This window comes from Cupriavidus sp. GW821-FHT07C08 (genome assembly GCF_059419025.1).
The window spans coordinates 90,071-110,432 of sequence record NZ_JBWKQZ010000015.1; the positions used below are offsets into that span (position 1 = coordinate 90,071).

Genomic DNA, 20,362 nt, shown 5'->3' on the forward strand with positions numbered 1-20,362 from the left:
GGAGCTGGCCCGTCAAAGACAACAGACAAAGGAGAAAGACATGGATCTGGGACTGCGCGGCAAGCATGCGCTGGTATGCGGCGCCAGCAAGGGCCTGGGCTTTGCCTGCGCCGATGCGCTGGCGGCCGAGGGTGTTGACGTGGTGATCGTGGCGCGCGGCGCCGAGGCGCTGGAGAAGGCCGCTGCCGGCCTGCGCGCGCGCCATGGCCGCCGCGTGATCGCGGTGGCGACCGACATCACCACGCCCGAAGGCCGCAAGGCGGCGCTGGACGCCGTGGCCAAGCTGGGCGACCTCGACATCCTGGTGAACAACGCCGGCGGTCCGCCGCCGGGCAACTTCCGCGACTGGGAGCGCAGCGACTGGCTGGCCGCGCTCGACGCCAACATGCTGACCCCGATCGAGCTGATCAAGGCCACCGTCGACGGCATGATCGCGCGCAAGTGGGGCCGCATCATCAATATCACCAGCGGCGCGGTCAAGGCGCCGATCGATGTGCTGGGCCTGTCCAATGGCGCGCGCTCGGGCCTGACCGGCTTTGTCGCGGGCGTGGCGCGCGAAGTGGCACAGCACGGCGTGACCATCAACAACCTGCTGCCGGGCCCGTTCAACACCGACCGCCTGCTCAAGACCATGGAAGGCGGGGCCAAGAAGGCTGGCCTGACCGTCGATGAGGTGGCGCAGCGCCGCGCCGCGGCGAACCCGTCGCGCCGCTTCGGCGAGCCGGCCGAGTTCGGTGCCACCTGCGCCTTCCTGTGCAGCCGCCATGCCGGCTACATCACCGGGCAGAATATCCTGCTCGATGGCGGCGCCTACCCGGGCACCTTCTGATTCCGCTGCTTTCTCCTGTTTCCTGACGTTCACCGACCCCGCAACAAGGAACCCCTGATGACTCGCCCCCGCATCGCGCTGATCGCCCACGACCACAAGAAGGACGATATCGTCGCCTTCGCCACGCGCCACCGCGCCTTCCTTTCGCAGTGCGAGCTGCTGGCCACCGGCACCACCGGCGGGCGCCTGATCGACGAGGTCGGGCTGGAGGTGACGCGCATGCTGTCGGGGCCGTGGGGCGGCGACCTGCAGATCGGCGCGCAACTGGCGGAAGGCCTGGTGCGCGCCGTGGTGTTCCTGCGCGACCCGATGACGCCGCAGCCGCATGAACCCGATATCAACGCGCTGGTGCGCGCCTGCGACGTGCACAACGTGCCGTGCGCGACCAACGTGGCCACTGCCGAGCTGTTGATCGCCGGCCTGACGCGCGAGGCTGAAGCCGGCAACTGAATTCCCATCGACGCATCACCATAACGAGGAGCGACACAGATGAGCAAAGCCATCCGGATCGAGCAGACCGGCGGTCCCGAAGTCATGCAGTGGGTCGATGTCGAAGTGGGCGACCCCGGTCCCGGCGAAGTGCGCGTGCGCCATGAGGCGGTGGGCCTGAACTACATCGATGTCTATTTCCGCACCGGGCTGTACAAGCAGCCGCTGCCAGGCGGGCTGGGCATGGAAGGCGCCGGCGTGGTCGAAGCGGTGGGCGAGGGCGTGCGCCACGTCGCCGTGGGCGACCGCGTGGCCTACGCCGGCCGTCCCACCGGCGCCTACGCGCAGGTGCGCGTGATGCCGGCCGATATCGTGGTGCGGCTGCCCGATGCGATCCCGTTCGACACCGCCGCGGCGATGATGCTGCAGGGCCTGACCGCGCAGTACCTGATCCGCGACAGCTACAAGGTGCAGCCGGGCGACACGGTGCTGCTGCATGCGGCCGCCGGCGGCGTTGGCCTGATTGCCAGCCAGTGGCTCAAGGCGCTCGGCGTGACCGTGATCGGCACCGTCGGCAGCGACGAGAAGGCCGAGCTGGCGCGCGCCAACGGCTGCGCCCACACCATCGTCTATACGCGTGAGTCGTTCGTGGAGCGGGTCAGGGAGATCACCAACGGCAAGGGCGTGCCGGCGGTCTATGACTCGATCGGCAAGGACACCTTCCAGGGGTCGCTCGACTGCCTGGCGCCGCGCGGCACCATGGTCAGCTTCGGCAACGCATCGGGCCCGGTGCCGCCGTTCGATCTGTCGGTGCTGGGCAACAAGGGCTCGCTGCGGCTGACGCGCCCGACGCTGATGACCTACGTGGTGCACCGCGAACTGCTGGAGCCGATGGTGGCCGACCTGTTCGACGCCGTGGCCACCGGCAAGGTGAAGATCGACATCCGCCAGCGCTACGCGCTGTCTGAGGTGGCGCAGGCGCATCGCGACCTGGAATCGCGCAAGACCACCGGCTCGACCATCTTGCTGCCGAACTGAGCAACTGCCAGGCAGGCAAGCAAAAGCCCCGGGGCGGCAGTGCCGCCCCGGGGCTTTGTCATTGGCCGATGCCGTCAGTGCGGCCGGACCGTGGTGGCGGTGGCGCGCGTCTGCGCCTGGCGCAGGATATGCGGCGGCAGGCGCTTCAGGATCAGGTGCACTGCCAGCGGAATCAGGACCACGTCATCGACGATGCCCAGGCCCGCGACCACGTCGGGGATCAGGTCGATCGGCGAGATTGCGTAGAGCAGCAGCCCGATGGCGGCGGGCTTGAGCCAGGCCGGCGCGTCCGGATGGCGCAGCGCGTACCAGAACAGGCGGCCGTCGCTACGAACCAGCGTCCACAGGGCCGAAAATCGCTTCCACATGAGAGGCCTCCTTCACATTGCGGGCGCCGGTCACTGGCGCATGCACAGATAGCTTGGGCCGTTATCGGCGGCTTCAAGTTCCGGAGGTGCAGGGGGAGGCCTTGGGGATAGCCAAGGCTGGCGGTTTGCGCCCCTCTCCCGCTGAGGAGAGAGGGAGAACACCTTGCTTAGGCAGGCTCGGGCGGCTCAGGAGCACCGGCGATCAGCCCGGGATCTTGCCTTCCACGCCTTCGACATAGAACTTCACGCCGTGCAGGAAGCCATCGTCAGCCACCTGGTCCTTGGCCAGCTGTTCCTTGCCGGTGTTGTCCTTGATCGGACCCTTCCAGATCGGCGCGCTGCCGTCGGCGATGCCCTTCTTGCGCTCTTCGACCAGCGCCTTGACGTCAGCCGGCACGTCCGCGTTGAAGCCCTTCAGGTCGATCATGCCCTCCTTCAGGCCCCACCACGTGGTGCTGTTCTTCCACTGCTTGTTCAGCACGTCTTCCACCACCTTGTTGTAGTAGACGCCCCACGAGATCACCGACGCGGCCAGGTGGGCCTTGTCGCCGAACTTGCTCATGTCGCTGTCCCAGCCAAAGGCGTGCACGCCCTTTTCCTGCGCGGTCTGCACCACGGCGGCGGAGTCGGTGTTCTGCATCAGCATGTCGACGCCCTGGCCGATCAGCGTGGTGGCGGCTTCGCGCTCCTTGCCCGGATCGAACCACTTGTTGACCCACACCACCTTGACCGTGGCCTTGGGGTTGACGCTGCGCGCGCCCAGCGTGAACGAGTCGATATTGCGGATCACCTCGGGGATGGGCACCGATGCCACCACGCCCATCTTGCCGGTCTTGCTCATCTTGCCGGCGACCACGCCCGCCAGGTAGGCGCCCTCATAGGTGCGCACGTCGTACTGGGCCAGGTTCTCGGCCGTCTTGAAGCCGGTGGCGTGCTCGAACTTCACGTCCGGGAATTCCTTGGCGACCTTGAGCATCGACTCCATGTAGCCGAAGGTGGTGCCGAAGATCAGCTTGTTACCCTGGCTGGCCAGGTCGCGGAACACGCGCTCGGCGTCGGCGGCGGATTCGGGCACGTTCTCGACGAAGGTGGTCTTGACCTTGTCGCCGAACTTCTCTTCCACGGCCTTGCGGCCGGTGTCATGCGCGAAGGTCCAGCCGGCATCGCCGACCGGCCCGATATAGACGAAGGCGACCTTGAGCGGCTCGGCCTTCTGCCCGGCCGCGGGCGCGGAGGCCGCGCCTGCCGTCTCGGCAGGCTTGTCGGCCTCTTTCTTGCCGCAGCCCGCGAGGGCCAGCACGGCGGTGGCGGCCAGGGCCGCCAGGGTCTTCCTGCGCGTGACGATCATGATTTCTCCTTGTGATGAATTGTTGGTAGCTCAGGGATTTCCGTCAAAAAATCGAGGCTCAGGCATTGCCGGGCCGGAAGGGCTTGCCCAGCGAGGCCGGCATGTTCAGCCGGATCCAGGCCGGATTGCGCGAGATCAGCGCCAGCACCACGATGGTGGCCGCGTACGGCAGCATCGACAGGAACTGCGACGGCACCGACACGCCGATCCCTTGCAGGTAGAACTGCAGGATGGTCACGCCGCCGAACAGCCACGCGCCCACCAGCACGCGGCCCGGGCGCCAGGTGGCGAAGGTGGTCAGCGCCAGCGCGATCCAGCCGCGGCCGGCGACCAGGTTCTCGACCCACATCGGCGTGTACACCAGCGACAGGTAGGCGCCGGCCAGCCCGCAGCAGGCGCCGCCGAACAGCAGCGCGCCAAAGCGGATGGTGCGCACCGGGTAGCCCAGCGCGTGCGCCGACTCCGGCGCTTCGCCGATCGCGCGCAGCGTCAGCCCCGCGCGCGTGCGGAACAGGAACCACATGATGGCAAAGCACAGCAGCAGGCTGAAATACACCATCCAGTGATGCTGGAAGAAGGCCGGCCCGAAGAAGGGCAGGTCGGCCAGGCCGGGCACGGCCTTGGCCTGCGCCGGCATGGCGTGGCCGACAAAGCGCTGGCCCATGAAGGCCGACAGGCCGGTGCCGAAGATCGACAGCGCCAGGCCGGTGGCGACCTGGTTGGTGGCCAGCACCAGCGCCAGCCACGAGAACAGCGTGGCCATCAGCATGCCGGCGAGCGCGCCGGCGGCAAAGCCGAGCAGCGGCGACTGGGTCTGGTAGCCGACCATGAAGCCGGCCACCGCGGCGACCAGCATCATGCCTTCGGCGCCCAGGTTGAGCACGCCCGAGCGTTCGTTGATCAGCAGGCCGAGCGCGGCCAGCAGCAGCGGCGTGCCGGCGTTGATGGCGGTGGCGATGAGGGGAGCGAGTTGTTCCATATTGTTCGGTAGCTCCGCTCAGGCCGTGGTGGCGCGCCAGCGCAGGCGGTTTTCGATCAGCGTGTCGCAGGCCAGCAGGAAGAACAGCAGCATGCCCTGGAACACCCAGCCTATGGCCGACGGCAGGCCCAGGCGCGATTGCGCCATCTCGCCGCCGATATAGAACAGCGACATCATGATGCCGCCGAAGACCGTGCCGACCGGATGCAGCCGGCCGATAAAGGCGACGATGATGGCGGTGAAGCCGTAGCCCGGCGAGATCGACGGCAGCAGCTGGCCGATCGGGCCGGTCACTTCGAACGCGCCCGCCAGGCCCGCGGTGGCGCCCGAGATCAGCAGCGCGCTCCACAGCGCGCTGCGCGCCGAGAAGCCGGCGTAGCGGGCCGCCGCCGGCGCGGTGCCGCCCACCTGCAGCCGATAGCCCGCGAAGCTGCGGAACACGAACACGGTCATCACCGCCACCAGCACCAGCATCACCACGAAGCCGACATGCAGGCGCGAGCCCGACATCAGGTTGGGCAGCAGGTACGCGGACGAGAACACCTTCGACTGCGGGAAGTTCATGCCGTTGGGATCCTTCAGCGGCCCGTTGACCACCCACAGCAGCAGTTGCTGCGCGATATAGGTGAGCATCAGCGAGACCAGGATCTCGTTGGCGTTGAACCTGTCCTTGAGCACCGCCGTGAGCGAGGCCCACAGCATGCCGCCGATCATGCCGGCCAGTGAGGCCAGCACCAGCACCACGGTGCCGTTCATGGCCTGGCCCGGCACATCAAAGTAAAGCACGGTCGCGCCGGCGCAGATGCCGCCGGCAATCAGCTGCCCGTCGGCGCCGATATTCCACACGTTGGCGCGGTAGCACACTGACAGGCCGAGCGCGCACAGCACCAGCGGCACGGTCTTGAGCAGCACCTCGCCGATGGCGCGCTGGTCGCGCAGCGGATCGGCCAGGAAGACCTTGAGCGCAGCCACGGGGTCCTTGCCGAGCACCATGAACAGCAGCGCGCCGAACAGGAGCGTCAGCGCCAGTGCGATCACCGGCGAGGCATAGGCCATGGTGCGCGAGGGCAGGCCACGCGGCGCCAGCGAGAGGGGGGAGCGGGGCAGCAGTTGTCGCACATCAGTCATGGCTTGCCACCTCCTCGCCGGATGTCGCCTGGGCGGGTCCACCTTGCCACAGTCCGCTCATCCACAGGCCGACCTGCTCGCGCGTGGCGGTCTCGGTCGGCACCGAGGGCGACAAGCGGCCCTTGGCGATCACGTGCAGCCGGTCGCAGATCGCGAACAGCTCATCGAGCTCTTCCGACACCACCAGGATGGCGCAGCCGGTGGCCTTCAGCGCCAGGATCTCGTTGTGGATCTGCGCCGCGGCGCCCACGTCCACGCCCCAGGTCGGTTGCGCCACGATCAGTACCTTAGGGCCGCTTTCGATCTCGCGGCCGACAATGAATTTCTGCAGGTTGCCGCCCGACAGGCTGCGCGCCAGCGCCTCGGGCCCGCTGGCCTTGACGCGGAAGCGGCTGATCACCGCCGCGGCCAGCCCGGTGGCGGCCTTGGGCGAGATCATGCCCCGCCGCACGTAGGGCCGCGTCTGGTGCGACAACAGGATATTGGTGGCCAGGCTCATGCCCGGCACGGCGCCGCGGCCCAGGCGTTCTTCCGGCACGAAGGCCAGGCCGGCGCGGCGGCGCTGGCGTGCATCGCGCTTGCCCACCAGCCTGCCGCCGAGCTGCACCGATACGTTGGCCGCGCGCGTGTCTTCGCCCGACAGCGCTGCCAGCAGTTCCTGCTGGCCGTTACCGGAGACCCCCGCAATGCCGACGATTTCGCCCGCATGCACGTCCAGCGAAATCCGGTTCAGCTCGGTGGCGAAGGCATGCGCGCGCGGCAGCGACAGCTCCTGCACGCTCAGCCGCACCGGGCCGCGAAAGGCAGCCACACGCGTCTCGCGCGGGGGCTCGCCGCCGATCATCAGGCGCGACAGCGAGGCCGCGGTTTCCTGGCGCGGATCGCACACGCCAGTGACCTTGCCCATGCGCATCACGGTGGCCTGATGGCACAGCGCGCGGATCTCGTCGAGCTTGTGGCTGATGTAGAGGATGCTGGTGCCTTCGGCGGCCAGCTGGCGCAGCGTGACGAAGAGTGTTTCCACCGCTTGCGGCGTCAGCACCGAGGTGGGTTCGTCCAGGATCAGCAGCTGCGGATTGGCCAGCAGCGCGCGCACGATCTCCACGCGCTGGCGCTCGCCGACCGACAGCGTATGCACATGGCGGTTCGGCTCCAGCGGCAGGCCATAGCGCTCGGCGGTGGCGCGGATGCGCTCGGCCAGCTGCTTCATGTTGCCTTGCTGCCCGGCGGGCAGGCCGAGCGCGATGTTCTCGGTCACGGTCAGGGTGTCGAACAGCGAGAAATGCTGGAACACCATGGCGATGCCCAGGTTGCGGGCGTCGTGCGGGCTGTTGATCGTGACCGGCGCGCCGTTGAAGTGCATCTCGCCGGCATCCGGACGGACCGCGCCAAAGATAATCTTCATCAGGGTGGACTTGCCTGCGCCGTTTTCACCCAGCACGGCATGGATCTCGCCGGGAGCGACGCTGAGGCTGACGTCGTCGTTGGCGACGACGCCCGGGTAGCGCTTGCTGATATGGGCCAGCGCCAGCCTGGGAGGGAGTTGTGATGTCACTGAGGCGGCTCGGGTTGTTGTGGTGGCAGCAACGTGGGATGAGTCAAAGGCGCGGCAGTGCGTGGCGCAGCATCGCCGCGACGCATTGCAGCATTCATCATGGTCTGGTGATGCCCGATATTGGTGATGGATTATATAAGTGAGCGGGGACCGGGCGGGCCGATTCCGGCGTCATTCCAGTCCCTGCAACGGTTTGGGGGAGGTTGCAAGTCGCGTGCCGGCTACAGCACGAAAAAAACCGCCGGCTCCTTGCGGAGCCAGCGGCTGGGTTGGCGCGGCAGCAGCGGGCGGCCAGGGCGGCCGCTCGCTGCAGGGCTCAGGCGTCGATGGTGGCGGCGCTGGTGGCGAAGCGCCCGTCGCGGAAGTCCGCCAGGGTCTGGTAGATCTGCTCCTGCGTGTTCATCACGAACGGACCGTACTGCGCAATCGGCTCGTTCAGCGGCTGGCCCGCGATCAGCAGGAAGCGCGCGTCGGCCTCGGCCCTGACGATGACGCCGTCAGACTTGCCGGCGTTGTCCAGCACGCCCATGCGCTGGGCCTCGATCACGGCGCGGTCGTCGCCGCTGCCGATCGAGACCTCGCCCCGGTACACGTAGACGAACGCGTTGTGCCCGGCCGGCAGCGCCTGCGCAAAGGTCTGGCCGGCCGGCAGGTGCACGTCCAGGTAGACCGGCTCGGTCACCGGGCGCGTGATCGCGCCGGCCACGCCGTGCGTGGCGCCCGCCAGCACGCGCACCGTGCCGCCGTTGTCCAATGCCACCGTCGGGATCTCGGCGGCGGGCAGGTCGCGGTACCACGGCGCGGTCATCTTGTCCGCGGCCGGCAGGTTCAGCCACAGCTGGAAGCCCTCCATGCGGCCGTCTTCCTGCTCGGGCATTTCCGAGTGGACCACGCCGGCGCCCGCCACCATCCACTGCGCGCCGCCGTTCTGCAGCAGGCCCTCGTTGCCGGCGCTGTCGCGATGGCGCATGCGCCCGGCCAGCATGTAGGTGATGGTCTCGAAGCCGCGGTGCGGGTGATCGGGGAAGCCGCCGATGTAGTCGTCCTTGCTGTCGGTGCCGAAGGCATCGAGCATCAGGAACGGGTCCAGCCGGCGCTGCAGGTTCTGCGTCAGCACGCGGGTCAGCTTGACGCCGGCGCCGTCCGAGGTGGCGATGCCCCGCACGACGCGATCCACGGCGCGCGAACGTTGCACGGTTTCGGCAGCGGCGGCGGGAACGGTGGCGAGGGTGGTGGTAAGGGTGTCCATGTATTTCTCCTGTGGGCGGGTCCCGCGCGGCAATGGCCAGGCCGGGTTCCCGTCGTTTCAGCTACCTCGTCAATTTAGTGGTTTGGCGCGGAAAGAGTAGAGGGTCGCCGGGCAACAGATTGTTCTGCTGGCGTACCAATTGCCTGCGCTGGGTTCCACGAATTCAGAACGATCCGAGTGATCGCGATGTGCTGACTAATGCACGGCAGAAACTGCCGTCACAGTGCTGCCAATTCGCGCCAGATCGGCGCAGGAAGGCCGGAAGAATGCGGGAAGATGACAGGATCGATGAAGATCGCTATAATAGCGCTCTCTTTGTCATCCGTTGAAGCGAGATGCGGGGTGGAAAAACCTCGCTAGCCCTTGCCAGTCAACGGCCGATGGACCGGCGGCGCGTCGGAAAACTTCAATACTTGCGCTGCCACTGGCCAACCGATCGCAACATGCTTGCGTCGCCGGTTGCGCCGCTTCAGGGACTGCCATCCAACCCGGCATCCCGTCAATCGGACTTCCCGCCCACGGCGGAGGAATCCACAGACCGTCCGCCGGCAATCGTGCCGGTCATGGCGGCAATGCAATCTGAACCGGGACTGGTGGCGCCCCATCTCCGCACGCACCAGCCCATATTGTTTTCCATCGCCGGGAAGTGGCGTTCTGAGCGCTTTTCGGTTTCGGAAAGGGGAGAGTATGTCAAAACAACCGGCACGGGCCCTCGCCTGGGCAGGACTGACGCTTGCCGCGCTGGCCGCGCTGGCCGCGCTGGTGGCATGGATCGGCGTCGATGTGATTCGCCAGTATCAGGAACGACTGGTTTACGACGTGGCCGACCACCTGCGCCTGGTAGTGATGTCCATGGCGCTGGCGCTGGCCACCGGCGTCCCGGCCGGCATCGCGCTGAGCCGCCCGTGCATGCGCCGCTGGGCCGACCGCCTGATGCAGGTCTTCAACGTGGGCAATACCGTGCCGTCGCTGGCGGTGCTGGCGCTGGCCCTGGCCGTGCTCGGCATCGGCGAGCGGCCCGCCATCCTGGCGCTGTGGCTGGCCTCGCTGCTGCCGATCGTGCGCAACACCTACGAAGGCCTGCGCAATGTCTCGCCCACGCTGCTGGAAGCGGCGCGTGGCATCGGCATGACGCCGGTGCAGCGCCTGGTGCGCGTGGAACTGCCCAACGCGCTGCCGGTGATGCTGGCCGGCATCCGCATCGCCCTGGTCATCAACGTGGGCACGGTGCCGCTGTCGTTCCTGATCGGCGCCAACAGCCTGGGCGAGCTGATCTTCCCGGGCATCTACCTGAACAACCAGCCGCTGCTGCTGCTAGGCGCTGCCGCCACGGCGCTGCTGGCGCTTGCCCTGGACGCGCTCTTTGCCGCCGCTGGCCAGCTGTACCTGCGCCGCCGCGGCCTGGCGCGCTGAACATGGGGACCGAAATGGAAAACCAGATGCAATTCATCCGCCGCCGTGCCCGGCGCGTCGCCCTGGTGGTGGCTGCCGTCACCGCTTTTGCGGCGGGGCTGGCGCTGGCCACGGCGCCTGAGGCGCATGCCGAGGCCACGCCGATCCGCGTGGGCGGCAAGAACTTCACCGAGCAGCTGCTGCTGTCGTCGATGACTTCGAAGTACCTGCGCGCCAAGGGCCTCACCACCGAACTGACCGCCGGCCTGGGCAGCACGCTGATGCGCCAGGCAATGGAGAGCAACCAGCTCGACGTGGTATGGGACTACACCGGCACCGCGCTGATCGTGTTCAACAAGGTCCAGGAAAAACTGGGCGCCAGGGAAAGCTACGAGCGCGTCAAGCAGATGGACGGCGCGCGCGGGCTGGTGTGGCTCGATGCCTCGAACATCAACAACACCTATACGCTGGCGATGCCGAAGGAACGCGCGGGCAGCGGCGTGACCACGCTGTCGGGCTTTGCCGAGCAGATGCGCCGCGCCGGCCCCGACACCGGCCACCCGTTTGCGGTCGACATGGAATTCGCTGCGCGCCCCGACGGCCTGGAGCCGCTCAAGGCGCTGTACAAGCTGCCGTTCTCGCGCCGCGACGTGATCCAGCTCGACCCGGGGCTGGTCTACACCGCACTGAAGAACAACCAGGTGGAACTGGGCCTGGTCTATGCTACCGACGGCCGCGTCAAGGGTTTCGACCTGGTGCTGCTGGAAGACGACCTGCACTTTTTCCCGCCTTACAACGCCGTGCCCGTGGTGCGCAAGCCAGTGCTTGACCAGCACCCGGAGCTCGCGGGCCTGCTCAACGCGCTGGCGGCCAAGCTCGACAACGAGAGCATGACCGACATGAACTACAAGGTGGACATCGGCCAGCAGCCGGTGGACAAGGTCGCGGAGGACTTCCTGCGCAGCCACGGACTGATCTGAGGAGGGCCGCATGGACTTGATCTCGTACCTGCAGCACAGCTGGCCCACGCTGCTGAAAATGACCGGCGAGCACCTGGCGCTAGTGGGCTCGGCAGTGGGGCTGGCCATCCTGATCGGCGTACCGCTGGGCATTGTGATCACGCGCTTCCGCGCGCTCGCCACGCCGCTGCTGGCGTTGGCGACGATCGTGCTGACGCTGCCGTCGATCGCGCTGTTCGGGCTGATGATCCCGGTCTTCGCGCGCTTTGGCCATGCGCTGGGCTACGTGCCCGCGGTGACGGCGGTGTTCCTGTACTCGCTGCTGCCGATCATGCGCAACACCTACACCGCACTGGCCAATGTCGACCCCGGCATCCAGGAAGCGGGGCGCGGCATCGGCATGACCACCTGGCAGCGCATGCGGCTGGTGGACCTGCCGCTGGCGGTGCCGGTGATCCTTGGCGGCGTGCGTACCGCCGTGGTGATGAATATCGGGGTTGCCACCATTGCCGCCATCATCGGCGCGGGTGGCCTTGGGGTGCTGATCCTGCAGGCGATCAGCCAGAGCAACATGAGCAAGCTGGCCGTGGGCGCGGTCCTGGTCAGCCTGCTCGCCATCGTGGCGGACGCCTTCCTGCAGTGGTTGCAGCGGGCACTGACGCCAAAGGGAATCCGCATATGATCGAACTCGACCAACTCACCAAGTCCTTCCCGCAGAAAGACGGCACCGAAACGCGCGCCGTCGACGCCGTGTCGCTGACGGTGCCGCGCGGCGAGATCTGCGTCTTCCTCGGCCCCTCGGGCTGCGGCAAGACCACCACGCTGAAGATGATCAACCGGCTGATCGAGCCGACCTCGGGCACGGTGCGCATCGAGGGCGAGGATACGCGCGGCCTTGACGGCGTGACCCTGCGCCGCAAGATCGGCTACGTGATCCAGCAGATCGGCCTGTTCCCCAACATGACCATCGAAGAAAACATCATGGTGGTGCCGCGCCTGCTGGGCTGGGACAAGAAGCAAAGCCGCGAACGCGCGCGCGAGCTGATGGCGATGGTGCAGCTCGATCCCAACCGGCTGCTGACGCGCTATCCGCGCGAGCTCTCCGGCGGCCAGCAGCAGCGCATCGGCGTGATCCGCGCGCTGGCGGCCGACGCGCCGCTGCTGCTGATGGACGAGCCCTTCGGCGCGGTCGACCCGATCAACCGCGAGAGCATCCAGAACGAATTCCTGCAGATGCAGCGCCAGCTCGGCAAGACCGTGATCATGGTTTCGCACGACATCGACGAGGCCATCAAGCTGGCCGACAAGGTGGCGGTGTTCCGCCGCGGCAAGCTGGTGCAGTTCGATCACCCCGATGCGCTGCTGGCGCATCCGGCCGATGAGTTCGTGCAGGCCTTCGTCGGCCATGACAACACCCTCAAGCGCCTGCTGCTGGTGCGCGCCGGTGACGCCGCCACCATGCCGCCGAGCTGCCGCCCCGACATGCCGCTGGCCGAGGCGCTGGCCGTGATGGACGATGCCGACGTGCGCCACCTGCCGGTGGTGGATGACGCGCAGGTCGCGCTGGGCTACGTCACGCGCCGCGATGCGCGCTCGGGCCGGGGCCAGTGCAGTGACGTGATGCGCCCGTTCGCCGTCACCGCGGCCTTCGACGAGCACCTGCGCATCGTGCTGTCGCGCATGTACCAGCACAACACCAGCTGGCTGCCGGTGATGGGCGCTGACGGCGCCTACCTGGGCGAGGTCACGCAGGAATCGATCGCGGGGTACCTGAGTTCGGGACGTTCGCGCGGGCAGGCCGGGGCGCTGGCCGCCTCCGCTCCGGCGCCGCTGCGAGCGGCGGCCTGAGCCAGCAGCAGGGCGGCGGCTTCCGCGCTATGCTAGGTGCATGCTCCGCTATTGCCGCTCGCCCCTGTGCCTGGTCGTCGAAACCCGCTGGCTGGTCCCGCGCGGGTTTGACGGCTTCACGCCCGGTCCGCTGATCCTGCTGCGCCCCGGCGCCAGCCAGGCGCTGATCGAGCATGAGAAGGTGCATGTGCGCCAGTTCTGGCGCAGCTGGGGCCTGATGGGCGTGCTCTACCTGGCCAGCCGGCGCTGGCGCCTGCGCTATGAAGTGGAGGCGTACCGCGTGCAGCTGCGGCACAGCCCGCCGGGCGCGGCGCATGGCCTGGCGCGCGTGCTGGCGTGCAAGTACCGGCTCAGGATTTCAGAAGCCGAGGCGTACCGGCTGCTGACGCAAGACCCGCACGACGATGCCGAATGAAAACGGCCCGCACCAGTCACTGGCGCGGGCCGTTTCTCTTGTCTGGCGGAAGCGGTGAGATTCGAACTCACGGATGGGTCACCCCATCGGCAGTTTTCAAGACTGCTGCCTTAAACCACTCGGCCACGCTTCCTGGAAAGTGCGGGCATTGTAGCGCGAAAGGGCATGGGCCCCGCGCGCTGCCGCCTGCAGACCTGACGGTCAGGCCGCGCATTATACAAGGCTCGCGTGGATTGATGGTGGTCTTGTGTTGCGGCACGCAAGCGCGCGTAAACTTCCTGCCACATCCACCGCCACGGATGTCGGCGTCTGTCTGACATTACGGAACCTTCACACGCCGGCATCGCTCATATTGTCGTGCCGGGTGGCGCGGTGTGTGCTGCATCCCCGGCTTTCGCCTGGCAACAGAGGAGAACTCAAAATGCGAATCCATAGCAAGAAATGGCTGATCGTTCCAGTGGCCGCAGCGGCTGTGCTGGCCGGTTGTGCCGCGCCGTATGACAGCGGCTACAACACCGGCTACAACGCCCCGCCTCCGGGGTACCAGACTCCCAACACCTCGCAGCCCCCGGCTGGCGCGGTGTACTACGGCCGTGTGGAATCGATTGAACCGATCACCAACACGCAAAACAGCTCGGGCCTGCTTGGCACCGTGATCGGCGGTGCGGCCGGCGGCCTGCTGGGCCACCAGATCGGCGGCGGGCGCGGGCAGACCGCGGCGACCATCGGCGGTGCCGTGGTCGGCGCCGTGGCCGGCAACCAGATCGAGAAGCGCGCGGGCAGCAACACGCAGACCGCGTACCGCGTCAACGTGCGCCTGGATGATGGCCGCGTGGCCACGGTGACCCAGTCGAGCCTGGGCAACCTGCAGGTGGGCATGCGCGCGCGCGTGGCCAACGACATGGCAACGCCGTACTGATATGCCAGCCTGACGTTTGCCAGCATGTAAAAGGCCACGCATTGCGTGGCCTTTTTTTTGTTGCCGGTGCACGGCGGCGCTCAGTCCTTCAGGAACATCTCCTGCAGGTCGTTGAGGAAGCGCCGGCCCAGCTCGGTGGGGCGGATGGTGGTCAGGTCCGCTTCCAGCAGCCCTTTCTTTTCCGCCTCGGCCAGCTGCTTGCTGATGGTATGCAGCGGCAGTCCGGTGTAGTCGTGGAAGCTCGATGCCGGCACGCCGTCGGTCAGGCGCAGGGCGTTGAGCATGAACTCGAACGGCAGCTCGTCGGCGCCGACATCGCGCGCTTCCTGCACGGCATTGCCGGCCAGCGCCCGCTCCATGTAGGTGGCCGGATGCTTGTGCCGCATCTGGCGCAGTATCCGATGCGGGAACGACAGCTTGCCGTGCGCGCCGGCACCGATGCCGAGGTAGTCGCCGAAGCGCCAGTAGTTCAGGTTGTGGCGCGCCTCGCGATGCGGCTTTGCGTACGCCGAGGTTTCATAGTGCCGGTAGCCGGCCTCGGCCGTGCGCGCTTCAATCCAGTCCTGCATTTCGTACGCGCTGTCGTCATCCGGCAGCGCAGGCGGGAACCTGGCGAACAGCGTGTTGGGCTCCAGCGTCAGGTGGTACAGCGACAGGTGCGTGGTGCCGTACGACAGCGCGGTTTCCACATCCTGCCGGCATTCGTCCAGCGTCTGGCTGGGCAGGGCGTACATCAGGTCCAGGTTGATGTTGTCGAAGCTGGCCTGGGCAATGTCGATCGCCTTGCGCGCCTCGGCACCGCCGTGGATGCGGCCGAGCGCCTGCAGGTGCCGGTCATTGAAGCTCTGGATGCCGATCGACAGCCGGTTGATGCCGCTGGCGCGGTAGCTGGCGAACTTGTCGGCCTCGAAGGTGCCGGGGTTGGCCTCCATCGTGATCTCGGCGTCGGCATCCAGCGGCAGCAGCGCGCGGAGATCCGACAGCAGCCGGTCCATGCCCGCTGCCGACAGCAGGCTGGGCGTGCCGCCGCCGATAAAGACCGTATGCACCGGCCGGCCCCACACCAGCGGCAGCGATTGCTCCAGGTCCGCGCGCAGCGCGTCCAGGTAGATGTCTTCTGGAATCTCGTGGTTGTCGGCGCCGGGTGCGGCGTGCGAGTTGAAATCGCAATACGGGCACTTGCGCACGCACCACGGGATATGCACGTACAGCGACAGCGGCGGCGAGCCGGGCAGGCTGATCTGCCCGGGCTTGAGCCAGAGCTGCTTGCTGTCCACGGGCACGGACGCGGAGACCGGTACGATCGGGATCATCGGGTGGTGGTTTCCGCGGCATCGGCCTGCAGCCGTGCCACCAGCGCGCGCAGCGCCTGGGCCCGGTGGCTGACCGTGTTCTTCTCTTCGGGCGACAGCTCGGCGGCGGTCTTGCCCAGGCGCGGCAGCAGGAAGTGCGCGTCGTAGCCAAAGCCGCCCGCGCCGCGCGGCGCGTCGACGACCTCGCCGTGCCAGAGGCCTTCGGCAATGATCGGGCAGGGGTCTTCGGCGTGGCGCACGAATACCAGCACGCAGTAGTAGTGCGCGTGGCGGTTCAGCTTGCCGGCCAGTTGCGAGACCAGGTGCGCATTGTTGGCGGCATCCGACCTGGCCTGCCCGGCCATCTGCGCATAGCGCGCGGAATAGACGCCGGGCGCGCCGTCCAGCGCCTGCACGCAGATGCCGGAATCGTCCGCCAGCGCGGGCAGCCCGGCCAGCCGGCTGGCGTGGCGGGCCTTGGCCAGCGCGTTCTCGACGAAGGTGGCAAAGGGCTCTTCGGCCTCGGGAATGCCCAGTTCGCCCTGGGGCACCACGTCAAAGCCAAGCGGAGCCAGCAGCGCGCCGAATTCGCGCAGCTTGCCGGCGTTGTTGGAAGCCAGTACCAGCCGTTGCATCGCGGATCCCGCTGCTCAGGCCAGGCCGAGCGCTTCGCGCTGGTGCTGCACCAGGCGGGCGATGCCGGCTTCGGCCAGGCGCGTCATGGCGTCCAGGTCGGCGCGGCTGAAGGGCACGCCTTCGGCGGTACCCTGCACCTCGACAAAGCCGCCGCTGCCGGTCATGACCACGTTCATGTCGGTGTCGCAGCTGCTGTCCTCGGCGTAGTCCAGGTCCAGCACCGGCACGCCGTCGACCATGCCGACCGAGACCGCGGCAACGTGGTCGCGGATCGGGCTGGCGGCGATCAGGCCGTCGCGCAGCATGGTCGAAACCGCGTCATGGGCGGCGACAAAGGCGCCGGTGATGGCAGCGGTGCGGGTGCCGCCGTCGGCCTGCAGCACATCGCAGTCCAGGTGGATGGTGTATTCGCCCAGCGCCGCCAGGTTGAACACCGAGCGCATGGCGCGGCCGATCAGGCGCTGGATTTCCTGGGTGCGGCCGGTCTGCTTGCCGCGCGCGGCCTCGCGGTCAGAGCGGGTGTGCGTGGCGCGCGGCAGCATGCCGTATTCGGCCGTGACCCAGCCTTCGCCGCTGCCTTTCTTGTGCGGCGGCACCTTGGCCAGCACGCTTGCGGTGCAAAGCACCTTGGTGTCGCCAAAGGCACACAGGACGGAGCCTTCGGCGTGGCGGGTGTAGTGGCGGGTAAGGCTGATGGAACGCAGCGCATCGGCTGCGCGGCCGCTGGGTCGCATGGGATGGTTTGTCCGAATCGGGGAGAGACCGCGATTCTAACGCCGCCAGCCCTTGAGCGCTGCATAGCACCCCGGGGAGGGCATTACCGCATCAGGTTGCTGGTCTTGTCGATGGCGGCGCGGATCTCGGCGATCGAGCGCTCGATCTCCTCTTCGGACAGCAGGTCGCTGTCAGCGCCGGTGCGCTCCAGGATCGAGGTGGTGAAGGCGTTCAGCGGCAGGGTGTCGGTCATGACCGCATCCTGTCCCGCCGCATTGCTGTCCAGTTCCCACATCATGGCGATGCCGGTGGTGTTGTCGGCACCTTCGCCGGCGTTCTGCAGCGCCTGCTCGATCAGCGCCGGCACCGCCTGCACCACCGACAGGCGCGACAGCTTGTCCACCAGCGCGGGCTCTTCGAGCGCGCCCCACAGGCCGTCGGAGCAGAGCAGGGCCACGTCGCCCGGCTCCAGCCGCACCGGGCCGCCCAGGTCGATCAGCGGCAGGTTGGGCGAGCCCAGGCAGTTATAGAGCTTGTTGCGCTCCGGGTGGTTGGCCACGTGCATCGGCAGCACGCGCTCCTGCTGCAGCAGGTTCTCGATCTTGGAGTGGTCGCGCGTGCGCGTCAGCAGCCGGCCCTTGCGCAGCAGGTAATAGCGCGAGTCGCCGGCGTGGGCCCAGTAGATCTGGCCCTGCTGCACCAGGCAGCAGACCACCGTGGTGCGTGGCACGTCCGCCATCTGGTTGGCTTCGGCATAGCGGTGGATCTCGCGGTGGGCCAGCATGATGGTGTCCTGCAGGAACTCGGCCGGGTTGCGCACCGTGGGCCGCGCCTGCACCTGGAACTGGCGCGCCAGCGTCTGCAGCGCCTGCTGCGCGGCGACTTCGCCGTGCGCATGGCCGCCCAGGCCGTCGGCCAGCACCATCAGCAGCGCGTCGCGCGTGAAGCAATAGCCCATGCGGTCCTGGTTGACGCGGCGGCCGCCTTTCCTGCTTTCCTGGTAGACAGAGAATCGCATGTTGGCTTTCAGGGAATTCAGTGGACTGGCCGCAACCGGGGCGCCAGATTTGTGATTCAGTCGACGCTCGCGCCGGGGACGGGTTCGTCACGCCGGCGCAGCAGGGTCAGGAAGCGCGATGTCGCCGCGGGCCGCTCCGCCGGCGCCATGGCCGGGGCTTGCGTCTGTGGCGCCAGCGTCTGCTCGCCCAGGGCGTTGGTCTGCTCGCGCAACTCCTTCTGCAGCCTGAACACGCTCTGCGGGCGCTCGGCCGGCGTCAGTCGCAGGCACCATTCGACCAGGTCCACCAGCCCGTTGGTGTAGCTGCTGCGCAGCCGCGCCAGGGCTTCGCCCATGCGGTCTTCCTTTTCGCGCTGGTTGGCTTCCTGCGGCGGCATGCCGGCCATGCAGGCGTAGAGCGTGGCGCCCAGGCTGTAGACATCGGTCCACGGGCCCAAGTCGGAATGCTTGCCATAGAGCTCGGGCGCGGCAAAGCCGGGGGTGTACATCGGCTGGAAGCGGGCCGCTTCCATCGTCAGGGTCTGCCGCGCGGCGCCAAAATCCAGCAGGATCGGGGATTCGTCCTCGCGCAGGTAGATGTTGCCGGGCTTGATGTCCAGGTGCAGCAGCTTGTGGATATGGACCTCGCGCAGGCCGCTCATCAGGTCGTGGAAGACCTTGCGCATGAAATGCTCGCGCAGCACCTTGGGTCCGCCTTGCTGCCGGGCGGCCAGCACGTGCTCCTGCAGCGTCTTGCCCAGCTCGTAGTTCATCACCATGTAGACGGTGGAATTCTCGCGGAAGAAATTCACCACGCGCACCACGCTGGGATGGGAGATGCGGGCCAGCGAGCGGCCCTCTTCAAAGAAGTACTTCAGGCCCAGCCGGAACGCGGCGGCGTTTTCCTCGGGCACCACGGGGATGAGTTCGCCCGGGTTGCGCCGCGCCAGCGACGCCGGCAGGTATTCCTTGATGGCAACCGGTGCGCCGGTATCGTCGGTGGCCAGGTAGACGAAACTGAACCCCCCGCTGGCCAACTTCTTTACAATACGATAGTTGGACAACAGCGTGCCGACGGGCAGCGGTGCACTCTTCGGTTGTGTCGTGCCCTTTGGCTCTGTCATGGGAATAGGGACCTGATTTGCCTCCGGATTGTCCGGGCTAATCGGTCACTTGTAAAGAACACAAATAAGGGCATTGTTGCCCTCCTTTCAACGTATTGAGAGCGTCCCCGGGCTCCCGTGCGGGGCGCTCGAGGCGGGTGTGCGCGGGCCGCCAGCAGCCCGGGGCCGCCGCCATTCACGAGAACATCCAATGATCCACAGCATGACAGGCTATGGCCTGGCGACGCGCCAGGCGCCATTGACCAACGCGCAAGGCGAGCCCAGCGGGCGCTCCGCGTCCGTTTCGGTGGAATTCCGCACTGTCAATTCGCGTTTCCTCGACCTGTTGTTCCGGGCCCCGGAAGAGTGCCGCGCCTTCGAGCCGGCCCTGCGCGAGATGCTGATGGCCGAGCTGTCGCGAGGCAAGCTGGAGTGCCGCATCAACCTGCAGCGCACTGACGCCGGCGGCGCCACCCTGGCCCTCAATGAAGGGCTGCTGGCGCAGATCCGCGCGCTGGAAACCACCGTCGCCGCCACCTTCGCCAGCGCCGGCACCCTGCGCATGGGCGAGATCCTGCGCTGGCCGGGCGTGCTGGTCGAGCCGGAACTGTCGCAGGAGGCACTGCGCGAGGCGGTGCTGGGCGCCGCGCGCGAGGCGCTGGACCAGCTGCTGGAAGCCCGCCGCCGCGAAGGCGACGCGCTCAAGGCGACGCTGATGGAGCGCATCGACGCCATGCTGGCGATCGTCGAGCGCCTGACGCCGACCATCCCGCAGCTGATCGCCCATCACCAGGACAAGCTGACCGAGCGCCTCCAGGAGGCCTTCAACCTGGCCGCGCCCGCCGGCATGCCGTCGATGAGCCGCGACGAGATCGCCGAGCGCATCCGCCAGGAAGCCACCGTCTACGGCATCCGCATCGACATCGCCGAAGAGCTGTCGCGGCTGCAGGCGCACCTGAACGAGACCCGGCATATCCTGAAGAAGGGCGGCCAGGCCGGCAAGCGCCTGGACTTCATGATGCAGGAGCTCAACCGCGAGGCCAACACGCTTGGCTCCAAGGCCGCCGCCAAGGAGCTTGCCGACGCCTCGATGGAGCTCAAGCTGCTGATCGAGCAGATGCGCGAACAGGTCCAGAATCTCGAATAAAGACAGCCCCAGGAATC

Annotated in this window: 21 protein-coding genes and 1 tRNA gene; 10 read left to right on the forward strand and 12 right to left on the reverse strand. The window is 67.6% G+C overall.

The genetic code is table 11. From position 1 onward, the window contains the following. Positions 1–40 precede the first annotated feature (40 nt). From AC07UK_RS19580 to AC07UK_RS19590, 3 genes are read left to right on the forward strand one after another with little or no spacing between them, the layout of a single operon-like run. On the forward strand, positions 41–829 hold the full coding sequence (locus AC07UK_RS19580; RefSeq protein ID WP_114132269.1) for an SDR family oxidoreductase: 789 nt from the start codon (positions 41–43) through the stop codon (positions 827–829). A gap of 57 nt (positions 830–886) precedes the next feature. After that, on the forward strand, positions 887–1,279 hold the full coding sequence (locus AC07UK_RS19585) for a methylglyoxal synthase (protein WP_013955917.1): 393 nt from the start codon (positions 887–889) through the stop codon (positions 1,277–1,279). Between the two features lie 39 nt (positions 1,280–1,318). Continuing rightward, positions 1,319–2,296, forward strand: a complete 978-nt coding sequence (locus tag AC07UK_RS19590) for a quinone oxidoreductase family protein (RefSeq protein ID WP_436221077.1) — start codon at positions 1,319–1,321, stop codon at positions 2,294–2,296. Positions 2,297–2,370: 74 nt separating this feature from the next. Here the strand turns inward: AC07UK_RS19590 and AC07UK_RS19595 are convergent, their stop codons facing one another. The 6 genes from AC07UK_RS19595 to AC07UK_RS19620 form a co-directional block, all read right to left on the reverse strand. After that, a complete protein-coding gene (locus tag AC07UK_RS19595; RefSeq protein ID WP_013955919.1) occupies positions 2,371–2,664 on the reverse strand; it encodes a YkvA family protein in 294 nt (97 codons plus the stop codon). Positions 2,665–2,866: 202 nt separating this feature from the next. Beyond that, positions 2,867–4,012, reverse strand: a complete 1,146-nt coding sequence (locus tag AC07UK_RS19600) for a BMP family ABC transporter substrate-binding protein (protein WP_436221078.1) — start codon at positions 4,010–4,012, stop codon at positions 2,867–2,869. 58 nt (positions 4,013–4,070) lie between these two features. After that, a complete protein-coding gene (locus AC07UK_RS19605) occupies positions 4,071–4,991 on the reverse strand; it encodes an ABC transporter permease (RefSeq protein ID WP_018312370.1) in 921 nt (306 codons plus the stop codon). Positions 4,992–5,009: 18 nt separating this feature from the next. Further along, positions 5,010–6,119: an ABC transporter permease gene (locus AC07UK_RS19610; protein WP_436221079.1), complete on the reverse strand. Its 1,110-nt coding sequence runs from the start codon at positions 6,117–6,119 to the stop codon at positions 5,010–5,012. After that, positions 6,112–7,674, reverse strand: a complete 1,563-nt coding sequence (locus AC07UK_RS19615) for an ABC transporter ATP-binding protein (RefSeq protein WP_436221080.1) — start codon at positions 7,672–7,674, stop codon at positions 6,112–6,114. Before AC07UK_RS19615 ends, AC07UK_RS19610 begins: the two co-directional genes overlap by 8 nt. Positions 7,675–7,990: 316 nt before the next feature. Then, the gene (locus tag AC07UK_RS19620; protein ID WP_436221081.1) at positions 7,991–8,923 is read right to left on the reverse strand and encodes a pirin family protein; all 933 of its coding nucleotides are present in this window, start codon (positions 8,921–8,923) and stop codon (positions 7,991–7,993) included. 687 nt (positions 8,924–9,610) lie between these two features. Between AC07UK_RS19620 and AC07UK_RS19625 the strand changes: the two genes are divergently transcribed. The 5 genes from AC07UK_RS19625 to AC07UK_RS19645 are packed head-to-tail and all read left to right on the forward strand — an operon-like array spanning position 9,611 to position 13,537. Then, on the forward strand, positions 9,611–10,336 hold the full coding sequence (locus AC07UK_RS19625) for an ABC transporter permease (protein WP_494686223.1): 726 nt from the start codon (positions 9,611–9,613) through the stop codon (positions 10,334–10,336). 26 nt (positions 10,337–10,362) lie between these two features. Beyond that, positions 10,363–11,295, forward strand: a complete 933-nt coding sequence (locus tag AC07UK_RS19630) for a glycine betaine ABC transporter substrate-binding protein (RefSeq protein ID WP_494686222.1) — start codon at positions 10,363–10,365, stop codon at positions 11,293–11,295. Between the two features lie 10 nt (positions 11,296–11,305). After that, positions 11,306–11,956: an ABC transporter permease gene (locus AC07UK_RS19635; RefSeq protein ID WP_436221084.1), complete on the forward strand. Its 651-nt coding sequence runs from the start codon at positions 11,306–11,308 to the stop codon at positions 11,954–11,956. Continuing rightward, positions 11,953–13,122 (forward strand): osmoprotectant ABC transporter ATP-binding protein OsmV, encoded by a 1,170-nt coding sequence (locus AC07UK_RS19640; protein ID WP_436221085.1) that lies wholly within the window; start codon positions 11,953–11,955, stop codon positions 13,120–13,122. The genes AC07UK_RS19635 and AC07UK_RS19640 overlap by 4 nt, the downstream gene beginning before the upstream one ends. 40 nt (positions 13,123–13,162) lie before the next feature. After that, entirely contained in the window at positions 13,163–13,537 is a 375-nt protein-coding gene (locus tag AC07UK_RS19645) for a hypothetical protein (protein ID WP_436221086.1), read from the forward strand. A gap of 43 nt (positions 13,538–13,580) precedes the next feature. On the opposite strand, the gene AC07UK_RS19650 is transcribed toward AC07UK_RS19645, so the two are convergent. Further along, a tRNA-Ser gene (locus AC07UK_RS19650) sits at positions 13,581–13,670 on the reverse strand. A 288-nt stretch (positions 13,671–13,958) separates the two neighbouring features. Here AC07UK_RS19650 and AC07UK_RS19655 point away from each other — a divergent pair. Continuing rightward, complete coding sequence (locus tag AC07UK_RS19655) at positions 13,959–14,456, forward strand: outer membrane lipoprotein (protein WP_436221087.1); 498 nt, start codon at positions 13,959–13,961, stop codon at positions 14,454–14,456. Positions 14,457–14,536: 80 nt separating this feature from the next. On the opposite strand, the gene hemW is transcribed toward AC07UK_RS19655, so the two are convergent. From hemW to AC07UK_RS19680, 5 genes are all read right to left on the reverse strand, one after another. After that, positions 14,537–15,769: a radical SAM family heme chaperone HemW gene (gene hemW, locus AC07UK_RS19660; protein WP_436221088.1), complete on the reverse strand. Its 1,233-nt coding sequence runs from the start codon at positions 15,767–15,769 to the stop codon at positions 14,537–14,539. After that, positions 15,766–16,383, reverse strand: a complete 618-nt coding sequence (gene rdgB, locus AC07UK_RS19665) for an RdgB/HAM1 family non-canonical purine NTP pyrophosphatase (protein WP_436221089.1) — start codon at positions 16,381–16,383, stop codon at positions 15,766–15,768. The genes hemW and rdgB overlap by 4 nt, the downstream gene beginning before the upstream one ends. Positions 16,384–16,398: 15 nt before the next feature. Continuing rightward, positions 16,399–17,118, reverse strand: coding sequence for a ribonuclease PH (rph, locus tag AC07UK_RS19670; RefSeq protein ID WP_494686221.1), 720 nt, complete (start codon positions 17,116–17,118; stop codon positions 16,399–16,401). Between the two features lie 83 nt (positions 17,119–17,201). Beyond that, positions 17,202–18,116 (reverse strand): PP2C family protein-serine/threonine phosphatase, encoded by a 915-nt coding sequence (locus tag AC07UK_RS19675; protein ID WP_494686220.1) that lies wholly within the window; start codon positions 18,114–18,116, stop codon positions 17,202–17,204. A 56-nt stretch (positions 18,117–18,172) separates the two neighbouring features. Beyond that, a complete protein-coding gene (locus AC07UK_RS19680) occupies positions 18,173–19,219 on the reverse strand; it encodes a serine/threonine protein kinase (protein WP_035819595.1) in 1,047 nt (348 codons plus the stop codon). Positions 19,220–19,409: 190 nt separating this feature from the next. On the opposite strand from AC07UK_RS19680, the gene AC07UK_RS19685 reads away from it, so the two are divergent. Beyond that, complete coding sequence (locus AC07UK_RS19685; RefSeq protein ID WP_013955935.1) at positions 19,410–20,345, forward strand: YicC/YloC family endoribonuclease; 936 nt, start codon at positions 19,410–19,412, stop codon at positions 20,343–20,345. Positions 20,346–20,362 lie beyond the last annotated feature (17 nt).